This is a genomic window from Isoptericola sp. NPDC055063 (assembly GCF_053608125.1).
The window spans coordinates 40,540-58,037 of the sequence record NZ_JBSGUW010000020.1 but is presented as its reverse complement, the minus strand read 5'-3'; the positions used below and the strand labels follow the sequence as shown (position 1 = coordinate 58,037).

The following is a 17,498-nucleotide window of genomic DNA, read 5'->3' as shown; positions in this document are numbered from 1 at the left end:
CTGCGCCCTGGGCTCACCGTCCGGTGAGCGCCGGGCCGAGCGGGTCTTCGTCCGCCGCCGGCTGCACCCGCAGCCGGCGCGCGGCCGGCGCCGTCGCGTCGTCCGCGAGCCGCCGCAGCGAGTCCGGGGTGTCGTGCGAGGCGCGGACGAACCAGCCGGAGCAGGCGTCCAGGTCGCCTCGCGCGAACGCCGTCACGAGGTCCACGGTGCGCTCGACGGGCGTCCACTCCGTCCGCCCCACGTGGGCGCGCATCGCGCCCGTCATGTCCGTGCGCACCACGCCGGGCGCGACCTCCAGGACCCGCAGCCCGCGGGCGTGGCCGGCGTCGTGCAGGCCCGCGCCGAGGCGCATCAGCGCCGTCTTGCTGGCGTTGTAGGCGGTCGCGACGGCGTTGTCGTGCGAGCCCGCGCCGCTGTTGAGGTCGACGACGCGGCCGCCACCGCGCGCCAGCATCCCCGGCACCGCGTGCCGGGCCAGCAGGAACGGCCCGCGCACGTTGGTCTCGAGCACCGCCCACCACTCGTCCGGGTCGGCCTCCCACAGCGGCACCTCGGCGTCGATGCGGCCCGCGTTGTTCACGAGCAGGTCCACCGATCCGAGCCCGCCGTCGGCCGAGGCCGCCTCGGCGGACCGCACGGCGGCCGCCACCGCGGCGGCGTCGGTCACGTCGGCGGGGAGCTCGAGGGCGACCCGGCCGAGGCCGCGGACCTCGCGCGCCACCTCGGCGAGGCGGCCGGGGTCGCGCGCGACGAGCGCCACGTCGAGGCCCGCCGCCGCGAGCCCGAGCGCGACGGCGCGGCCGATCCCCCGGCTCGCGCCGGTGACGAGCGCCGTCCGGGCCGCGGGGACCGTCGTGGCGACGGCCCCCCACGGCCCCGACCCCGCCACGAGGTCAGCCACGCAGCACGGCCCCCACGCGCTCGGCGGCCGCCGCGACGACGCCCTCGCGGACGGCGCGCACGTCGTCCGCGGTGAGGGTGCGGTCGGCGGCACGCAGCCGCACCGAGTAGGCCAGGGACTTCTTGCCCTCGCCCACCTGCTCGCCGGTGAAGACGTCGAACAGGCGCGCGTCCTCCAGCAGCGTGCCGGCCCCCGCCACGACGGCGGCGTGCACGTCCGCCGCGGGCACCGCGGCGTCGACGACGAATGCGAAGTCCTCCTTGGCGGCCGGGAACGCCGACACGGGCGACGCCGCGACGGGCTCCTCGCCGCCCGCGGCGATCAGCGCGCCGAGGTCGAGCTCGAACGCCGCCGCCCGGGCGGGCAGGGCGAGCGCCTCGACGACCTTCGGGTGCAGTTCGCCCGCGTGCCCGACGACGGTGCCGTCGGCGAGGGTGAGCGCCGCGCAGCGCCCGGGGTGCCACGGCATCGTGCCCGTGTCGGCCACGACCGTGACCTCGGCCCCGGTCCGCTCGGCCACCAGGCGGGCGGCGGCGAGCGCGTCCGTCCAGTCGGCCGCGCGGCCGTCGCCCCACCAGCCGGCCGGGCGTGCCCTGCCCGTGAGGACGCCGGCGACGTGCCGCGGCTGCGGGGGCACCGCGGAGACCAGCGCCGCGAGGTCCTCGTCGGACGGGCGGACGCCGACGGGCAGCTGCGGCGGCGCGGGCGTGCCCGGCACCGGCCGCGTGACCAGACCGATCTCGAACACCGCGACGTCGGGCAGCCCGCGCGAGACGTTCCGGCGCGCCGTCTCGAGCAGCGTCGAGAGCAGGTCGGCGCGCAGCGACGGACGGTCGTCGGCCAGCGGGTTGGCCAGCCGCAGGGTCTCGCGGCGGACGTCGTCGGCGGGCAGGCCGAGCGCGTCCAGGTCCGCCTGCCCGACGAACGGGTAGGACAGCACCTCCACGAGCCCCGCCTCCGCGAGGGCGCGCGCCACCGAGCGGCGCGCGCGCTGCTCGGTGGTGAGGCCGCGGCCGCCGGGCGCGGCGGGGAGCACGGACGGGATCTGGTCGTAGCCCGCGATGCGCACGACCTCCTCGACCAGCGCCGCCGGCTCGGTGAGGTCGGGGCGCCACGACGGGGGCGTCACGCGCACCGCGTCCACGGCGGCGCCCGCCACCGCGTCGGTGACCGTGCAGCCGATCTGCTCGAGGATGCCCACCACCTGTGCCCGGTCGTACGCGACGCCCGACAGCCGTGTGGGCAGGGTGACGTCGAGACGCACGGGCTTGGGCGCCGTCGTCGTGTCCAGGTCGCTCACGGCCGGGTCGGCGGTGCCGCCGCCCAGCTCCACGAGCAGGTCGACCACGCGCTGCGCCGCGACGGCGGGCAGCAGCGGGTCCACGCCGCGCTCGAACCGCTTGGCGGCCTCGGACGGCAGCCGGTGCCGGCGCGCGGTGCGGGCCACGGTGATCGGGTCGAAGTGCGCGGCCTCGACGAGCACGTCGGTCGTGGCCTCGCCCACCTCGGACGACGCCCCGCCCATGACGCCGGCCAGGCCGAGCACGCGCGCGCCCCGCTCGCCCGCGGGCGAGTCGGTGATCAGCAGGTCCTCGGCGTCCAGCGCGCGGTCGACGTCGTCGAGCGTCGTGAGACGCTCGCCGGGCGCCGCCCGGCGCACGACGATCGGCGCGGCCACCGAGCCCAGGTCGTAGGCGTGCAACGGCTGACCCAGGTCGAGCATCACGTAGTTGGTGACGTCGACGGCCAGGGAGATCGAGCGCATGCCCGAGCCCTCCAGGCGCCGCTTCATCCAGTCCGGCGTCGGCGCGGCGGGGTCGATGCCCCGCACGACGCGGGTGACGAACCGGTCGCAGCCGACCTGGCCGTGGATCGGCGCCGCGTCCTCGACCTCGACCGCGAAGCCGTCGGCCGTGGCGGCGGGCGGGGGCGTGGTGAGGTTCGCCGCGAGCCCGTGGTCCGTGAACCGCGCGCCCGTGGAGTGGGAGTACTCGCGCGCCACGCCCCGGTAGCTGAATGCGTACCCGCGGTCCGGGGTCACGTTGATCTCGAGCACCTCGTCGCCGAGGCCCAGCAGCGCGATCGCGTCCTGGCCCGGGGTGAGGTCCGCGGCGTCGAAGCCGGCGCGGGTCAGCACGAGGATGCCGTCGTGGTCCTCGCCGATGCCGAGCTCGCGCACCGAGCAGATCATGCCGTCGGAGACGTGGCCGTAGGTCTTGCGCGCCGCGATCGCGAACCCGCCGGGCAGCACCGTGCCGGGCAGCGACACGACGACGAGGTCGCCCACGCCGAAGTTGTGCGCGCCGCAGATGATTCCGCGCGCGCCGCCCACGGGGACGTCGGCGTCGTCGACGCCCTTGATGTGCGTGGCGTTGTGCTCCGGGCCGACGTCGACCAGGCACCAGTTGATCGTCTTGCCGTTCTTCTGCGGCTCGGGCGTCTGCGCGAGCACGCGGCCCACGACGAGCGGGCCGGTGACGGCGGCGGGGTGGATCTCCTCCTCCTCCAGGCCGACCTTCACCAGCGCCGCCGCGAGCTGCTCCGCGGTGAGGTCCGCCGGCAGCTCGACGTGGTCGCCGAGCCAGTCAGTGACGATGCGAGGCATCAGATCTCCGTCCCGAACTGGGTGGAGAAGCGCACGTCGCCCTCCACGATGTCGTGCATGTCCGCGATCGTGTGGCGCAGCATGAGCGTGCGCTCGATGCCCATCCCGAAGGCGAAGCCCTGGTACTCCTCGGGGTCGATCCCGGCCGCGCGCAGCACGTTCGGGTTGACCATGCCGCAGCCGCCCCACTCGATCCAGCCGGCCCCGCCCTTCTTCTGCGGGAACCACAGGTCCATCTCGGCGCTGGGCTCGGTGAAGGGGAAGAAGCTCGGACGCAGCCGCGTGCGCGCCTCCGGGCCGAACATCGCCCGCGCGAACGCGTCGAGCGTGCCGACCAGGTTCGCCATCGTCAGGCCCTTGTCGACCGCCAGGCCCTCGACCTGGTGGAAGACGGGGGTGTGCGTGGCGTCCAGCGCGTCGGTGCGGAACACCTTGCCCGGGCACGCGACGTACAGCGGCACGCCGCGCGACAGCAGCGAGCGCGACTGCACGGGCGACGTGTGGGTGCGCAGCACGAGGTTGGACGGCTTGTCCCCCTCGCCGGACACGTAGAACGTGTCCTGCATCTGCCGGGCCGGGTGGTCCGGGTCGAAGTTCAGGGCGTCGAAGTTGAACCACTCCGCCTCGACCTCGGGGCCGTCGGCGATCTCCCAGCCCATGCCGACGAAGAAGTCGGCGACGCGCTCCTGGACCAGCTCGATCGGGTGCCGCGCCCCGAGCGGTCGGCGGTCGGTCGGCAGCGTGACGTCGACGGCCTCGTCGACGAGGACGCGCTCGTCCCGCTCGGCCTCGAGCTCGGCCTGGCGCGCGGCGATCGCCTGGTTCACGCGGCCGCGGCGCGGGCCGACGTTCTTGCCGGCGGCGGACTTGTCGGAGCCGGGCAGGGCGCCGATGGCGCGGTTCGCCAGGGCGAGCGGGCTCTTGTCCCCGGTGTGGGCGCTGCGGACGGCCTTGAGCTCGTCGAGGTCGCCGGCCGCGGCGATCGCGGCGAGGGCGTCGTCGACCGCGGCGTCGAGGGCCGGGACGTCGAGCGGGTCGGGGCCGGACGAGTCTGCGCCGAGGTCTGGGGTGGGTGCGGGCGTGGACATGCGTGCCTTCCTGAGAGGGTCCCTGCGAAGGGGTGTGGCGGCGGGGTCAGTTTATGTGCCCGCCAGGGCCGGTCAGGTCGGCGTCCGCGGTGCCGCGCGCGCTCAGCGCGCGGGCGCAGCCGAGGTCGGGCCCGTGGCGGGCCCGGTAAATCGGCGGTCGCGGCGTGTCACGCCTCCCATCATGGCACGGGCGGCCCGGCGCCGTCGCGGTCCGCGAGATCGTCCTGGCCCGCCAGGCCGTCGCGGCCCGCCAGAGGGACGACGGCGACGTCCTCGTGCAGCGGACCGCCGGAGCGACCCTCCCCGAGCCGGGACGCGACCACGCGCACGGTGCCCACGTCCCAGGCGGGACCGCGGTAGACGGCGAGGGCCTGCGCCCACGGCACCAGCGGCGACCCCTCCGCCTCTCGGCCGCGCGGACGGCGGGAGCCCCCGCGCACGCCGGCGACGCCCCGGCCGCCCTCCGCCCGGAGGGTGGCGCGCGCGACGGTGAGGTGTGGGCGCCCCGAGGCGCGGTCCGAGGCGGGCAGGCCCGCCGCGCCCACGGCGGCATCCTGCGCGAGCCCGGCCGCGCGGCGCAGGTCGTCGACCGCCCCGGCGACCCCCACCCAGAGCGTCCGGCCGCCGAACGACCCGCTCCCCGCCAGAGCCAGCTCGAACGACGGAACGTCGGCGAGCGCGAGCCGCAGCGCCTCCACGTAGTCGGGCACGGCGCCGTCGGGCACCTCGCCGTGGAAGACGAGCGTCACGTGTCGTTGCTCGGGCGGCACCCATCGCAGCCCGCGGCCCGGGTCGGACCGTGCGCCGCCGCCCACCCCCGCGAGGGCGAGCTCGAGGTGGTTCCCGGCGGACGCCGACGGGTACACGGCCGTGAACAGGCGCATCCCCGCATCGTGCCACGTCCGCACAGGCACCGAACGTGCCGTCAGCGTTGCGCGCGCCCGCTGGCGTACAGGCACACCGTGGCGGCGGTCGCGAGGTTGAGCGACTCGGCGCGGCCGCGGATGGGCACGCGCACGACGGCGTCCGCGAGGGCGCGGTCGGCCTCGGGCAGGCCCCACGCCTCGTTGCCGAAGACCCAGGCGGTCGAGCCGGCGAGATCGGGCCGCCCGGCCGGGGCGGCGCCGGCCACGTCGAGCAGGTCGTCGAGATCGTGCTCGCCGGTGCCGTCGGCGGCGAGGACGACGCAGCCCGCGTCGTGCACCGCGGCGACGACGTCGGCCAGGGGCACGCCGGTCACGACCGGCACGTGGAAGAGGGATCCCGCCGTGGAGCGGACCACCTTGGGGTTGTGCACGTCGACGCTCTCGCCGGCGAGGACCACGAGGTCCGCGCCCGCGGCGTCCGCCGCGCGGATCACGGTGCCGGCGTTCCCGGGGTCGCGGACGTTCGCGAGCACCGCGACCAGCAGGGGTCGCGCGTCGATCCCACGCAGGGTGTCGTCGAGCGCGAGGGCGCGCTGCCGCACGACGGCGAGCACGCCCTGGGCGTCGGGGCTCATCGCCTCGAGCACCTCGGGCGTGCCCACGTGCAGGCGCAGGCCGGCGCCGTCGGCCGCCGCCACGATCTCGTCGTAGCGATCGGCCGCGGCGGGGGTGAGGTAGACGTCCCGGACGTCGTCGGGCGCGTGGCGCACGGCCTCGCGCACGCCCTGCGGGCCCTCGACGAGGAACTGCCCGTGCCGGGAACGCGCAGGACGCCCGGACAGCGCCCTGACCTGCTTGACCCGGTCCGCCCGCGGGTTGGCGAGCGTCACGTCGGGGATGCCTGAGAACATGCGCGGCATCGACAGATCAGGGGTGTCCGGGCGTCCTGGGGTGCTGAGCGGGTGGCTCAGGCGGCCTTGGGCGCGTTGACGTCGGCCGGCAGCGCGTCCTTGGCGACCTGGACGAGCGCGTTGAACGCCGCCACGTCGTTGACCGCGAGCTCGGCGAGCATGCGGCGGTCGACCTCGACGCCAGCGGCCTTGAGGCCCTGGATGAGGCGGTTGTAGGTCAGCCCCTGCGCGCGGGACGCAGCGTTGATGCGCTGGATCCACAGCTTGCGGAAGTCGCCCTTCTTCGCCTTGCGGTCGCGGTACGAGTAGACGAGGGAGTGGGTGACCTGCTCCTTCGCCTTCCGGTACAGGCGCGAACGCTGGCCGCGGTAGCCGCTGGCGCGCTCGAGGGTCGTACGGCGCTTCTTGTGGGCGTTGACCGCCCGCTTCACGCGTGCCACGTGATGCTCCTTGCAGTGTCGGGTCCGGAAGCGATCCCGGCGGCCTCGACGGCCGCCGTGAGGGTCACTTGCCGAGCAGCTTCTTGATCTTCTTGACGTCGGCCTGCGAGACCTGCTGGTCCATCGCGAGGCGGCGAGTGCGGGTGGTCGGCTTGTGCTCGAACAGGTGGCGGCGGTTGGCCTGCTCGCGCATGACCTTGCCGCTGCCGGTGACCCGGAAGCGCTTCTTGGCGCCGGAGTGCGTCTTGTTCTTCGGCATGACTGCCGTCTCTCCTCGTGTCGGTCACCCGCCGGTTGGCGGGGACGTGGTGCGGACCGGGGCCGGCGAGCGGCCCGGTGCCAGATGGTCGGTATGAGGCCTCAGCGCCCCGTGCGGGGGGTCGGCTTCGGCCGCGGGGCCGGCGGCCGCGGGGTGCCGGGCTTCGGCGTCGCGGGCTTGGGCGTCGCGGCTGCGGCCGGCTTGGCCGGCGTCGCGGGCTTCGGCGCCGCCGCGGGCTTGGCCGGAGCCGCCGCCTTCGCGGGAGCCTCCGCAGCCTTCGCCGGAGCAGCCTTCGCGGGGGCGGCCTTCGCCGGAGCGGTGGCGGACTTGGCCGGCGCGGGCGCCTTCTTCTCGGCTGCCGGGCGCGGCTCGGGCGCCTGCTCGGCGACCGGGGCCTGCTCGACGGCGGGGGCCTGCTCGACGGCGGGGGCCTCGGGGGCCTCGTCGACGGCGGGCTCGGCGGCGGCCGGCGTGGTGTCGCCCTCGGCGCGCGCACGCGCCTCGGCCTTGACCTCCGACTTGGTCTTGCGCTGCGCGTTGATCTCGCTGGACCGCTTGCGCTGCTCGACCTTGGCGTCGGCCTTCTTCTTCACCGGGCCGAGCACCATGGTCATGTTGCGGCCGTCCTGCTTCGGCATCGACTCGACGAAGCCGAGGTCCGAGACCTCGTCCGCGAGCCGCTGCAGCAGGCGCACGCCCATCTCCGGGCGCGACTGCTCGCGACCGCGGAACATGATCATGACCTTGACCTTGTCCCCCGCCTCGAGGAAGCGGACGACGTGGCCCTTCTTGGTGCCGTAGTCGTGCGGGTCGATCTTCAGGCGGAACCGGATCTCCTTGAGGACCGTGTTCGCCTGGTTGCGCCGCGCCTCGCGCGCCTTCATGTCCGACTCGTACTTGAACTTGCCGAAGTCCATGAGCTTGGCGACGGGCGGACGGGCGTCCGGGGCCACCTCGACGAGGTCGAGGTCGGCGTCCTGGGCAAGCTTCAGGGCGACTCCCGTGGCGACCACGCCGACCTGCTCCCCGCCCGGGCCGATGAGTCGGACCTCGGGGACGCGGATCCGATCGTTGATGCGAGGCTCGCTGATGGTGATGCTCCTAGGAACTCGTCGGTAGACCGTCAGGGACGGGAAAGGCCCCCGACCTGAGCACAGGTGGAGGCCATCTACCGACGCCGGCGCGCGAGCGCTCCGACGACCGAGGCGGACGCCCACAGGAGCGTCCGACCGAGACCCGGCTCCTGTCGGCGCCGTGGCGCTCGGTCGGTGCTCGGGTGGGATGGGATCCACTTGATGCACCCGGACCCGGCGACGGCGGCTCGCTCGGAGCTCCGTGCGCACGGATACAGGTCGGTCAGCCATCGAGACTAGCACGAGATCGGCTCCAGCAGGCGTGCCCTCCGGCCGGTCCCGCTGTGATGTGTGGCTCCCCCGCGCACCCCCGACGCCACCCCGCGGACTTTACTGGAATCGTTCCAGAAAGTGTGGCAGGGTCGCCGCCATGACCACGGCAAGGACGGACGACGCGCTGCTCCGGGAACGCGGCCTGCGCGTCACCGGCTCGCGGCTCGCCGTCCTGCGCGCGCTCTCCGGGCACCAGCACGCCACCGCGGACGACGTCGTGCGCGCGGTGCGCGCCGACCTCGGCTCGGTATCGGTGCAGGCCGTCTACGACTGCCTGCACGCGCTTACGTCGGCCGGCCTCCTGCGTCGCATGGAGCCGGCCGGCCATCCCGCGCGGTACGAGCGGCGCACCGGCGACAACCACCACCACGTGGTGTGCCGCTCCTGCGGCGCCGTCGCCGACGTCGACTGCACGGTGGGGCATGCGCCCTGCCTGACGCCGAGCGCGTCCCACGGCTTCGCCGTCGACCTCGCCGAGGTCACCTTCTGGGGCCTGTGCCCCGCCTGTGCCGACGACCCCGCTGCCGACCCCGTCCCGGCAGCCGGCGTCACCGGCACGACCATCTGAACCGGAACCCCCTCCAGAGAGGACGTCATCACATGACGACGCCGTTCACGACGACGCAGACCGGAACCCCGGTCGCGAGCGACGCGCACTCGCTGACCGTGGGTGCGGACGGGCCCACCGTCCTGCACGACCGCTACCTGGTCGAGAAGCTCGCCTCCTTCAACCGCGAGCGCGTGCCGGAGCGCAACCCGCACGCCAAGGGCGGCGGCGCCTTCGGGGAGCTCGTCGTCACCGAGGACGTGTCGCACTACACCCGCGCGGCCGTCTTCCAGAAGGGGGCGACGAGCGAGACCCTCCTGCGCTTCTCCTCCGTCGCGGGCGAGCAGGGCTCCCCCGACACCTGGCGCGACGTGCGCGGCTTCTCGCTGCGCTTCTACACCACCGAGGGCAACCTCGACATCGTGGGCAACAACACGCCGACCTTCTTCCTGCGCGACGCGATGAAGTTCCCGGACTTCATCCACTCGCAGAAGCGCCTCGGCGCCTCCGGCCTGCGCGACGCGGACATGCAGTGGGACTTCTGGACCCTGTCCCCGGAGTCGGCCCACCAGGTCACGTACGTCATGGGTGACCGCGGCCTGTCGAAGTCGTGGCGCCACCTCAACGGCTACGGCTCGCACACCTACCAGTGGATCAACGCCGATGGCGAGCGCTTCTGGGTGCAGTACCACTTCCTGTCCCAGCAGGGCGTGGAGCACATGTCGGCCGAGGAGGCCGAGCGCATCGCCGGTGAGGACGCGGACTACTACCGCCGCGACCTCTACGAGGCCATCGACCGCGGCGACTTCCCCTCGTGGGACGTCTACGTGCAGGTCATGCCGTACGAGGACGCCAAGACGTACCGCTTCAACCCGTTCGACATGACGAAGACGTGGTCGAAGAAGGACTACCCGCGCATCAAGGTCGGCACCTTCACGCTGAACCGGAACCCGAAGAACTTCTTCGCGGAGATCGAGCAGGCCGCGTTCTCGCCGGGCAACCAGGTGCCGGGCACCGGCATCTCGCCCGACAAGATGCTCATGGCACGCGTCTTCGCCTACCCGGACGCCCAGCGGCACCGCATCGGCACGAACTACAACCAGCTGCCGGTCAACCAGCCGCACGCCGCCCCCGTCGCGAACTACATGCACCAGGGCAACATGCAATACCACTTCAACGGCCCGGAGCACCGCGTGTACACGCCGAACTCGTTCGGCGCCGAGGGCGGCCCCGTGGCCGACCCTGCTCGCGGCGTCGAGGCGGCCTGGGAGACGGACGGCGCGCTGCTGCGCTCCGCGCAGACCCTGCACTCCGAGGACGACGACTTCGGCCAGGCGGGCACCCTGTACCGCGAGGTCTTCGACGACGCCGCCAAGGCCCGCTTCCTCGAGACCCTCGCCGGCCAGGGGAAGTCGATCACGATCGACGACATCCGCGAGCGCTTCTTCCAGTACTGGACGAACGTCGACGCCGAGCTCGGCGCCAAGCTGCGCTCCGAGGTCGCGGCGGGCTGACCGCCCGCGCCCCGCGGCACGCCGAGGCCGGGTCCCCGCCAGGGGCCCGGCCTCGGCCCTCGCGCCGGGCGACGTCTCCGGCCCGACCGGGCCCGACCCGATCCGACCCGATCCGACCCGATGCGAAGATGGTCCTCATGAGCACCACGCCCGACGCGAACCCCTCCCCCGACGCCACGACGAGCCCCGAGGACTCCGCGACCCGCGACATCGCCGACGTCGCGGCCGTCGAGGTCATCACCGCAGCAGCGGTGCACCTCATGAGCGCCGCCGCCGTCAAGTGCGGCCTGGCGGAGGACGCCGACGCCCAGGGCCACCTCGACCTCGACGAGGCCCGCAAGCTGATCACCGCGCTCGCCGCGCTCGTCACCGCCAGCGCCCCCGACATCGGCAACCAGCACGCCCGTTCCCTGCGGGACGGGCTCAAGTCGCTGCAGCTCGCGTTCCGCGAGGCGTCGGTCGTGCCGGACGCCCCGGGCGAGGGCCCCGGCGAGAAGTACACGGGCTCCGTCGTCTGACATGTCCGCACCGTCCGCCTGGCCGCCGCCGCCCTCGCCGGAGCCGACCCCGGACCCGGCGACGCCGGCCGGCGCCGCGCCGGCGCGGCGCCATGACCACCGCAGGACGGTGGTGGTGCTGGCCGTGCTCCTGGCGGCCGCGCTCGGCGTCGGTGCGTACCTGTGGGTCACGACGACGCGCTGGCAGGAGCACAGCGACACCTGGGAGCGCGAGGCCCGCGGGTACGCCGACCGGGTCGCGGCGCTCGACGCCGAGCTCAGCGCCACCGACGCGGAGCTCGTGGCCGCGCGCGAACAGCTCGCCACCGCGACGGAGCGCATCACGGACCTCGCCAACGAGAAGGCGCAGCTCGGCGACGAGAACGTGGCGTCGCAGCAGTACGTGGACTACCAGCAGCGGGTGAGCGAGGCCGCAGGCGTCGTGACGACGGCACTCGGCGAGTGCGTCGACGCGCAGTCCCAGCTCATCTCCTCGCTGGAGGACCCCGACGCGTACGACGCGAAAGACCTCGACCGGTTCGCGTCCGACGTCGGCACCCTGTGCACGCAGGCCTCGAAGGCGGGCGACCAGCTGCAGCGGGAGCTGGACCGGTGACCCCTGCGCCCCGCCGCGGGACGGCTCGGGCCCTGCGCGCCGGGCCCGCCCTCCTCGTCACCGCGACCCTCGCCGGTTGCGGGGTGCTCCCGTCGCTGCCGGGGCCGGTGCCGGGCGACGTGGTGCCGACCGCTGTGGCGCACAGCGCGGCCCCGTCCCTCGACCCGAGCGGCGCCGAGGGCCTCTCCCCCGACGGCTTCGACGCCGTGCAGCGCATGGCCGTGCGGATCCGCAACGTCGGTTGCAGCGGGCTGTCGACGGGGTCCGGCTTCGCGGTCGACGAGCACACGCTGATCACCAACCGCCACGTGGTGGCCGACTCCGAGACCCTGGAGGTCAGCACCTACGACGGCCGCGACCTCGAGGTGGCGGCCGCCGGGAGCGCGTCGCTGGCCGACCTCGCCCTCGTGCGCACCGCCGACCCCTTGCCGAGCCACCCGACCCTCGCCGCCGCCGACCCCGAGCCGGGCGACGCGGTGACCGTGGTCGGCTACCCCGAGGGCGGGCGCCTGACCATCACGGCCGGCGAGGTCATCGGGCGTACCACGGACCCGCTGCACGAGAACCTGGGCGAGGTGCTGCTCACGGACGCGACCGTCGAGCCCGGCTCGTCCGGGTCCGCCGCCCTCGACTCCGACGGCCGCGTGATCGGCGTCGTGTACGCGAAGACCTCCGACGACCGCTCGCTGCTGGTCCCCGTCTCGACCCTCGAACGCGTGCTGGACGACGCCGACGGCTTCCGAGCCCTGCCGCCCTGCGCCGAGCCGACCGACGAAACCACCGACGAGCCCACCGACGCCGCCTCGGGCACGCCGTCCGCCACGCCGACGAACGACCCGGCGGACCGCGCCTCCGGCGCCGCGACCGACGAGCCGTAGGCCGCCGGGCCGACGATCACGACCACCACGGTCAGCGGGCGGCGCCCACCCGCAGCTCGAGGGAGTCGACGCGCGAGGAGATCACGGACGAGGCGCCGAGCCGCGCGTTCACCTGCGCGAGCACGCGGTCCAGGCCCGCCCGGTCCAGGCCGGGGTCGAGCGCCAGGACGACGGCGACCTCCGCGCTCCGGCCCCGCTCGGCGTGCGCGCGCACGACGTGCTGCACGGGTGCCGCGGCGTCCGCGACGGCGGTCGCCACGTCGGCGTCGACCACGAGCGCGCCGTCCGCGCCCTCGACGAGCGCGGGCCGCCACTCGTGGCCCTGCGCGAGCGCCCACACCGCGGGGCGCGGCACGAGGGCGGTCGCCGGGCCGGCGGGGTCCACCACCAGCAGCGACCAGTCCTCGCTGACCGCCGACAGCGCGGCGCGGGGCGCCTCCACGGGCACGGGTCGCGCGTCGGCGCGCCAGGCGCGCATCGCGTCGACCGACGTGAAAACGGGCAGGGCGCGGCGGCCGTCGGGCGCCTCGATCGCCACGACGCCGGCGGCCGCCTCCTTGTCGACGTGCAGCTCCTGCGTCCCGGCGGGGCCCTCGTGCTCCACGACGTCCGCCACGGCGAGCTCCGCCAGCACGGGCACCAGCACGCGGGTCGCGGCGAGGCGGCGGACGACGTCCTGCAGCGACCCGGCGCCGTCGGCGTGCGCGTGCAGCAGGGCGGCGAGCTCCGGGTCGGCCGACCCGTCGTCGCCCGCGAACTGCGACGTCGGCTGGATCGACCTCAGGTGGCCCGGCAGGGCCCGGCCGTCCTCGGCTGTCACGGCCGGCCCGCCACGTCGAGCGCCTCGGGCAGCGTGAACGCCCCGGCGTACAGGGCCTTGCCCACCACGGCGCCCTCGACGCCGTCCGGCACCAGGGCGCGCAGCGCCTCCAAGTCGGCCAGGGACGAGATCCCACCCGACGCAACCACCTTGGCGGGCGTGCGCGACGCGACCTCGCGCAGCAGGTCGACGTTCGGGCCGCGCAGCGTGCCGTCCTTGGTGACGTCCGTGACGACGTACCGGGAGCAGCCGGCGTCGTCCAGGCGGGCGAGCACCTCCCACAGGTCGCCGCCCTCCTGCGTCCAGCCGCGCGCGGCGAGCGTGGTGCCGCGCACGTCGAGGCCCACCGCGACGGCGTCGCCGTGCTCGGCGATGACGCGCGCGGTCCACTGCGGGTCCTCCAGCGCGGCCGTCCCGATGTTGACGCGGCGCGCGCCGGTCGCGAGGGCGCGCTCGAGCGATGCGTCGTCGCGGATGCCGCCCGACAGCTCGACCTGGACGTCGAGCTCGGCCACGACGCTGGCGAGCAGCTCGGCGTTCGACCCACGCCCGAAGGCCGCGTCGAGGTCGACGAGGTGGATCCACTCGGCGCCGCCCGCCTGCCAGTCGCGGGCGGCGGCCAGCGGGTCGCCGTAGGACGTCTCGGAGCCGGCCTCCCCCTGCACGAGGCGGACGGCCTGGCCGTCGGCGACGTCGACGGCGGGCAGCAGCACGAGGCGGTCGGTCATGAGGATGTCTCTCCAGGTTCTACGACTGCCGGTTCGGGGACGGCAGGGCGGGTGCGGCGATGATCGGGACGACGGCGCTCAGAGCGAGCGGACCCAGTTCTCGAGCAGGGTCGCGCCGGCGTCGCCGGACTTCTCGGGGTGGAACTGCGTGGCGGCGAGCGGTCCGCTCTCGACCGCGGCGACGAACCGGGCCTCGGAGCCCGGCGCGCCGTGCCGCGCCCAGGTGACCAGGGGCGGCGTGTAGCGGGGATCGGCGTCACCGTCGTGCCCCTGGCTGAACTCCTGCGCGGCGTAGGAGTGCACGAAGTAGAACCGCTCCTGCTCCACCCCGGCGAACAGGCGCGAGCCCTCGGGCGCCTCGACCGGCGACCAGCCCATGTGCGGCACGACCGGCGCGTCGAGGCGCTCGACGACGCCGGGCCACTCGCCCAGGCCCTCGGCGCGCTCGCCGTGCTCGACCCCGGCGTCGAACATGACCTGCATGCCGACGCAGATGCCCAGCACGGGGCGTCCGCCCGCGAGGCGGCGGTCGATCACCTGGTCGCCGCGGACGGCGCGCAGGCCGGCCATGCACGCGGCGAACGCGCCGACGCCCGGCACCACGAGCCCGTCTGCCTCCGCGGCCCGCGTCAGGTCGGCGGTGAGCTCGACGTCGGCCCCCACCCGCTCGAGGGCGCGCACGGCCGAGCGGACGTTGCCGAAGCCGTAGTCGAGCACCACGACGCGGGACCGCCCGTCGGCGCGGGCGGGCGCCGGCGCGGGGTTGAGCGCGGCCGCGGCGCCGCCGTGCGGCAGCAGCGGCGCGATCCCCGCCGCCTCCTGCGCTGCGGCGACCTTCTCGCGGTCGTGGTCCCGGCCGTTGTCCGGGTCGGCCGTGCTGGGCGTCCCGGTGGGCGTGTCCGGCATGCGTCTCCCCTACTGCTTCTTGCGGGCCTTGCGCGCGGCGCCCGTGAGCATCCGCATCGCCTTGAACCGGCCGATGCTCGACGACGGCACGACGCCCGGCAGGTCGGCGACCGTGAGCTGACCGGTGACGAGGTCCTCGAGGGCCTCCGGCGCCCCGCCCAGCACCAGGCCGGGGGGCAGCTCGCCCTCGGCCTCGCCGTCGACGTAGCGCACGCAGGTGAGCTGCTCTCCCCAGCGGGTCACGAGCACCAGCGGGACGCCCGCCACGAGCTTCGAGATGGCCGCGGCCGCGTGGTCCGGGGCGTCGTTGCTCGTGTCGCGCAGCACGGCGACCGCGCCCACGGGCGTGGGCACGGCGTCGACGTCGAGCGCGGCGAGCGAACAGGCCGCCGCCAGGGGATCGGCGCCGGCGATCTGCGTGACGAGGACCGCCAGCTCGGGGTCCTTGCGGGTGCCGTCGAGGCCCGACAGGTCGTCGGGGACCTCGAAGCCCTCCGGCAGGTCGTCGGGCAGGTCCGGCTGCGGGTCAGGCTGCCGGTCGGGATCGGTGGTCATGCGGTTACAGCGCACCCTTCGTGGACGGGACGCCCTCGACGCGGGGGTCGGGGGCGACGGCGGCGCGCAGCGCGCGGGCGAGCGCCTTGAACTGGGCCTCGACGATGTGGTGCGGGTCGCGGCCGTCGAGGACGCGCACGTGCACGCAGATGCCCGCGTGGTGCGCGATCGACTCGAGCACGTGCCGCGTGAGCGAACCGGTGAAGTGCCCACCGATGAGGTGGTACTCCTGCCCCTCCGGCTCGCCGGAGTGGACCAGGTACGGGCGGCCGGAGACGTCGACGACGGCGAGCGCGAGCGCCTCGTCGAGCGGCACGGTGGCGTCGCCGAACCGGGAGATGCCGCGCTTGTCGCCCAGCGCCTCGCGCAGCGCCTCCCCCAGCACGATGGCGACGTCCTCGACGGTGTGGTGCGCGTCGATGTGAGTGTCGCCCGTGGCGCGCACGGTGAGGTCGATCAACGAGTGCTTGCCGAGCGCCGTGAGCATGTGGTCGTAGAAGGGCACGGTGGTCGAGATCTCCGTGCGCCCGGTGCCGTCGAGGTCCAGCTCGACGACGACGCTCGACTCGCTCGTCGTGCGCTCCACGCGGGCCGTGCGGTGCTGCATCAGTCCTCCTTCTCGGGCGCCTCGGCGCCGATGACCTGGCCGACGACCTCCGTGAAGGCGGCCCGGAACGCGGCGTTCTCCGCGGGCGTGCCCACGGAGACCCGGAGCCAGCCCTCGGGGCCGGTCTCGCGGATGAGGACGCCGCGGTCCAGCAGGCGCTGCCAGACGGCGTGCCGGTCGCCGAACGTGCCGAACAGCACGAAGTTCGCGTCGGAGTCGGCCACCTGCAGCGGGCGGCCGTCCACCCGCTGCTCGCGCAGCCAGGCCACGAGGGCGTCGCGCTCGCCGCGCAGGTCGCGCACCTGGGCGCGCAGCTCCTCGTGGTGGGCGAGCGCGCCCCGAGCGGCCGCCTGCGTCACGGCGGACAGGTGGTACGGCAGGCGCACGACCCGCAGCGCGTCGACGAGCGCGGGAGCCGCCGCGAGGTAGCCGAGCCGCAGCCCGGCCGCGGCGAACGCCTTCGACATCGTGCGCGACACCGCGAGGTGCGGGTTCGCGGCCAGCAGCTCGAGCGCTGACGGCGTGCCCGGGCGGCGGAACTCGGCGTAGGCCTCGTCCACGACGACGACGGCGCCCGCGCGGCGGCCGTCGCGCAGCGGGGCGTCCGGCACCTCGATCCGGGCCGCGGCGGCGAGGATCGCCTCCACCGTCGCGAGCGGGAGCGCCGTCCCGGTCGGGTTGTTGGGGCTCGCCAGCAGGATCACCGACGGGCGCACCTCCTCGATCGTCGCGACCGCGTGGTCGACGTCGAGGGTGAAGTCGCTCTCCCGCCGGCCGGTGACCCAGCGCGTGTGGGTGTCGCGCGCGTACTCGGGGTACATCGAGTAGGTGGGCGCGAACGACACCGCCGTGCGGCCGGGGCCGCCGAACGCCTGCAGGAGGTGGAGCATGACCTCGTTGGACCCGTTGGCGGCCCAGACCTGCTCGGGCGCGAGGCGCACCCCGGACTCGAGCGCCAGGTAGTCGGCCAGGTCGCCGCGGAGCGCCGCGAAGTCGCGGTCGGGGTAGCGGTTGAGCCCCCGCGCCGCGTCCGCGACGTAGCGGGCGATCGTCTCGACGACGGCCTCCGACGGGGCGTACGGGTTCTCGTTCACGTTCAGCAGCACGGGGACGTCGAGCTGCGGGGCGCCGTAGGGCGCCTCGTCGGCGAGCTCCGGTCGCAGCGGCAGCCGCGCGCCGTCGACCCCGCCCGCGGGCGCGGGGACGGACAGAGGGGTGGTCACGACGCCAGTCTACGGAACCGCCCCGCCGCCGGGAGCGCCGTCCGCCCCTCGGCCGAGTGCCTTGCCGCACACCCCCGCGCGACGCCGGCCGGTCGCACCGGACGCTCTCTCTGCCCTCACGCAGGGGCGCC

19 protein-coding genes are annotated in these 17,498 nt (G+C 75.1%); 5 read left to right on the top strand and 14 right to left on the bottom strand.

Features of this window, described 5'->3' with window-relative positions; all coding sequences use genetic code 11:
- Positions 1–13: 13 nt before the first annotated feature.
- From ACWF41_RS20270 to infC, 8 genes are all read right to left on the bottom strand, one after another.
- Positions 14–901 (bottom strand): SDR family NAD(P)-dependent oxidoreductase, encoded by an 888-nt coding sequence (locus tag ACWF41_RS20270; RefSeq protein ID WP_452183148.1) that lies wholly within the window; start codon positions 899–901, stop codon positions 14–16.
- On the bottom strand, positions 894–3,506 hold the full coding sequence (gene pheT / locus ACWF41_RS20265) for a phenylalanine--tRNA ligase subunit beta (protein ID WP_380316462.1): 2,613 nt from the start codon (positions 3,504–3,506) through the stop codon (positions 894–896). Before pheT ends, ACWF41_RS20270 begins: the two co-directional genes overlap by 8 nt.
- Positions 3,506–4,594 (bottom strand): phenylalanine--tRNA ligase subunit alpha, encoded by a 1,089-nt coding sequence (pheS, locus tag ACWF41_RS20260; protein WP_380316459.1) that lies wholly within the window; start codon positions 4,592–4,594, stop codon positions 3,506–3,508. Before pheS ends, pheT begins: the two co-directional genes overlap by 1 nt.
- 179 nt (positions 4,595–4,773) lie before the next feature.
- Complete coding sequence (locus tag ACWF41_RS20255) at positions 4,774–5,478, bottom strand: 2'-5' RNA ligase family protein (RefSeq protein WP_380316456.1); 705 nt, start codon at positions 5,476–5,478, stop codon at positions 4,774–4,776.
- Between the two features lie 41 nt (positions 5,479–5,519).
- Positions 5,520–6,371, bottom strand: coding sequence for a TrmH family RNA methyltransferase (locus tag ACWF41_RS20250; protein ID WP_380316453.1), 852 nt, complete (start codon positions 6,369–6,371; stop codon positions 5,520–5,522).
- Between the two features lie 56 nt (positions 6,372–6,427).
- Positions 6,428–6,811 (bottom strand): 50S ribosomal protein L20, encoded by a 384-nt coding sequence (gene rplT, locus ACWF41_RS20245; RefSeq protein ID WP_079576292.1) that lies wholly within the window; start codon positions 6,809–6,811, stop codon positions 6,428–6,430.
- Between the two features lie 64 nt (positions 6,812–6,875).
- Positions 6,876–7,070 (bottom strand): 50S ribosomal protein L35, encoded by a 195-nt coding sequence (rpmI, locus tag ACWF41_RS20240; protein WP_380316449.1) that lies wholly within the window; start codon positions 7,068–7,070, stop codon positions 6,876–6,878.
- A 101-nt stretch (positions 7,071–7,171) separates the two neighbouring features.
- The gene (gene infC / locus ACWF41_RS20235) at positions 7,172–8,110 is read right to left on the bottom strand and encodes a translation initiation factor IF-3 (protein WP_380316513.1); all 939 of its coding nucleotides are present in this window, start codon (positions 8,108–8,110) and stop codon (positions 7,172–7,174) included.
- Between the two features lie 463 nt (positions 8,111–8,573).
- Here infC and ACWF41_RS20230 point away from each other — a divergent pair, with 463 nt between their 5' ends.
- The 5 genes from ACWF41_RS20230 to ACWF41_RS20210 all read left to right on the top strand — a co-directional run bounded on the left by ACWF41_RS20230 (position 8,574) and on the right by ACWF41_RS20210 (position 12,528).
- Positions 8,574–9,044: a Fur family transcriptional regulator gene (locus tag ACWF41_RS20230; RefSeq protein WP_380316447.1), complete on the top strand. Its 471-nt coding sequence runs from the start codon at positions 8,574–8,576 to the stop codon at positions 9,042–9,044.
- Positions 9,045–9,076: 32 nt separating this feature from the next.
- Positions 9,077–10,537, top strand: coding sequence for a catalase (locus ACWF41_RS20225; protein ID WP_380316444.1), 1,461 nt, complete (start codon positions 9,077–9,079; stop codon positions 10,535–10,537).
- Between the two features lie 137 nt (positions 10,538–10,674).
- Complete coding sequence (locus ACWF41_RS20220; RefSeq protein ID WP_380316441.1) at positions 10,675–11,055, top strand: DUF1844 domain-containing protein; 381 nt, start codon at positions 10,675–10,677, stop codon at positions 11,053–11,055.
- Between the two features lies 1 nt (position 11,056).
- Positions 11,057–11,650, top strand: coding sequence for a hypothetical protein (locus ACWF41_RS20215; protein WP_380316438.1), 594 nt, complete (start codon positions 11,057–11,059; stop codon positions 11,648–11,650).
- The gene (locus tag ACWF41_RS20210) at positions 11,647–12,528 is read left to right on the top strand and encodes a S1C family serine protease (RefSeq protein ID WP_380316435.1); all 882 of its coding nucleotides are present in this window, start codon (positions 11,647–11,649) and stop codon (positions 12,526–12,528) included. Before ACWF41_RS20215 ends, ACWF41_RS20210 begins: the two co-directional genes overlap by 4 nt.
- A 31-nt stretch (positions 12,529–12,559) precedes the next feature.
- Here the strand turns inward: ACWF41_RS20210 and ACWF41_RS20205 are convergent, their stop codons facing one another.
- From ACWF41_RS20205 to ACWF41_RS20180, 6 genes are all read right to left on the bottom strand, one after another.
- Complete coding sequence (locus ACWF41_RS20205) at positions 12,560–13,348, bottom strand: SseB family protein (RefSeq protein ID WP_380316432.1); 789 nt, start codon at positions 13,346–13,348, stop codon at positions 12,560–12,562.
- The gene (gene priA, locus ACWF41_RS20200) at positions 13,345–14,076 is read right to left on the bottom strand and encodes a bifunctional 1-(5-phosphoribosyl)-5-((5-phosphoribosylamino)methylideneamino)imidazole-4-carboxamide isomerase/phosphoribosylanthranilate isomerase PriA (protein ID WP_380316429.1); all 732 of its coding nucleotides are present in this window, start codon (positions 14,074–14,076) and stop codon (positions 13,345–13,347) included. The genes ACWF41_RS20205 and priA overlap by 4 nt, the downstream gene beginning before the upstream one ends.
- A 78-nt stretch (positions 14,077–14,154) precedes the next feature.
- Positions 14,155–14,796, bottom strand: a complete 642-nt coding sequence (gene hisH / locus ACWF41_RS20195; protein WP_380316510.1) for an imidazole glycerol phosphate synthase subunit HisH — start codon at positions 14,794–14,796, stop codon at positions 14,155–14,157.
- A gap of 195 nt (positions 14,797–14,991) precedes the next feature.
- Positions 14,992–15,537 (bottom strand): hypothetical protein, encoded by a 546-nt coding sequence (locus ACWF41_RS20190; RefSeq protein ID WP_380316426.1) that lies wholly within the window; start codon positions 15,535–15,537, stop codon positions 14,992–14,994.
- A 4-nt stretch (positions 15,538–15,541) separates the two neighbouring features.
- Entirely contained in the window at positions 15,542–16,144 is a 603-nt protein-coding gene (gene hisB, locus ACWF41_RS20185) for an imidazoleglycerol-phosphate dehydratase HisB (RefSeq protein ID WP_380316423.1), read from the bottom strand.
- Positions 16,144–17,367 carry a histidinol-phosphate transaminase gene (locus tag ACWF41_RS20180; protein WP_380316420.1) on the bottom strand — a complete coding sequence of 408 codons (1,224 nt, stop codon included), beginning with the start codon at positions 17,365–17,367 and terminating at the stop codon, positions 16,144–16,146. Before ACWF41_RS20180 ends, hisB begins: the two co-directional genes overlap by 1 nt.
- Positions 17,368–17,498 lie beyond the last annotated feature (131 nt).

What these genes read in the sequence shown, in the direction of transcription:
- pheT (WP_380316462.1), bottom strand. Translation starts at nt 3,506, where the DNA reads ATGCCTCGCATCGTCACTGACTGGCTCGGCGACCACGTCGAGCTGCCG.
- pheS (WP_380316459.1), bottom strand. Translation starts at nt 4,594, where the DNA reads ATGTCCACGCCCGCACCCACCCCAGACCTCGGCGCAGACTCGTCCGGC.
- ACWF41_RS20255 (WP_380316456.1), bottom strand. Translation starts at nt 5,478, where the DNA reads ATGCGCCTGTTCACGGCCGTGTACCCGTCGGCGTCCGCCGGGAACCAC.
- ACWF41_RS20250 (WP_380316453.1), bottom strand. Translation starts at nt 6,371, where the DNA reads ATGTTCTCAGGCATCCCCGACGTGACGCTCGCCAACCCGCGGGCGGAC.
- rpmI (WP_380316449.1), bottom strand. Translation starts at nt 7,070, where the DNA reads ATGCCGAAGAACAAGACGCACTCCGGCGCCAAGAAGCGCTTCCGGGTC.
- ACWF41_RS20230 (WP_380316447.1), top strand. Translation starts at nt 8,574, where the DNA reads ATGACCACGGCAAGGACGGACGACGCGCTGCTCCGGGAACGCGGCCTG.
- ACWF41_RS20225 (WP_380316444.1), top strand. Translation starts at nt 9,077, where the DNA reads ATGACGACGCCGTTCACGACGACGCAGACCGGAACCCCGGTCGCGAGC.
- ACWF41_RS20220 (WP_380316441.1), top strand. Translation starts at nt 10,675, where the DNA reads ATGAGCACCACGCCCGACGCGAACCCCTCCCCCGACGCCACGACGAGC.
- ACWF41_RS20215 (WP_380316438.1), top strand. Translation starts at nt 11,057, where the DNA reads ATGTCCGCACCGTCCGCCTGGCCGCCGCCGCCCTCGCCGGAGCCGACC.
- priA (WP_380316429.1), bottom strand. Translation starts at nt 14,076, where the DNA reads ATGACCGACCGCCTCGTGCTGCTGCCCGCCGTCGACGTCGCCGACGGC.
- ACWF41_RS20190 (WP_380316426.1), bottom strand. Translation starts at nt 15,537, where the DNA reads ATGACCACCGATCCCGACCGGCAGCCTGACCCGCAGCCGGACCTGCCC.
- hisB (WP_380316423.1), bottom strand. Translation starts at nt 16,144, where the DNA reads ATGCAGCACCGCACGGCCCGCGTGGAGCGCACGACGAGCGAGTCGAGC.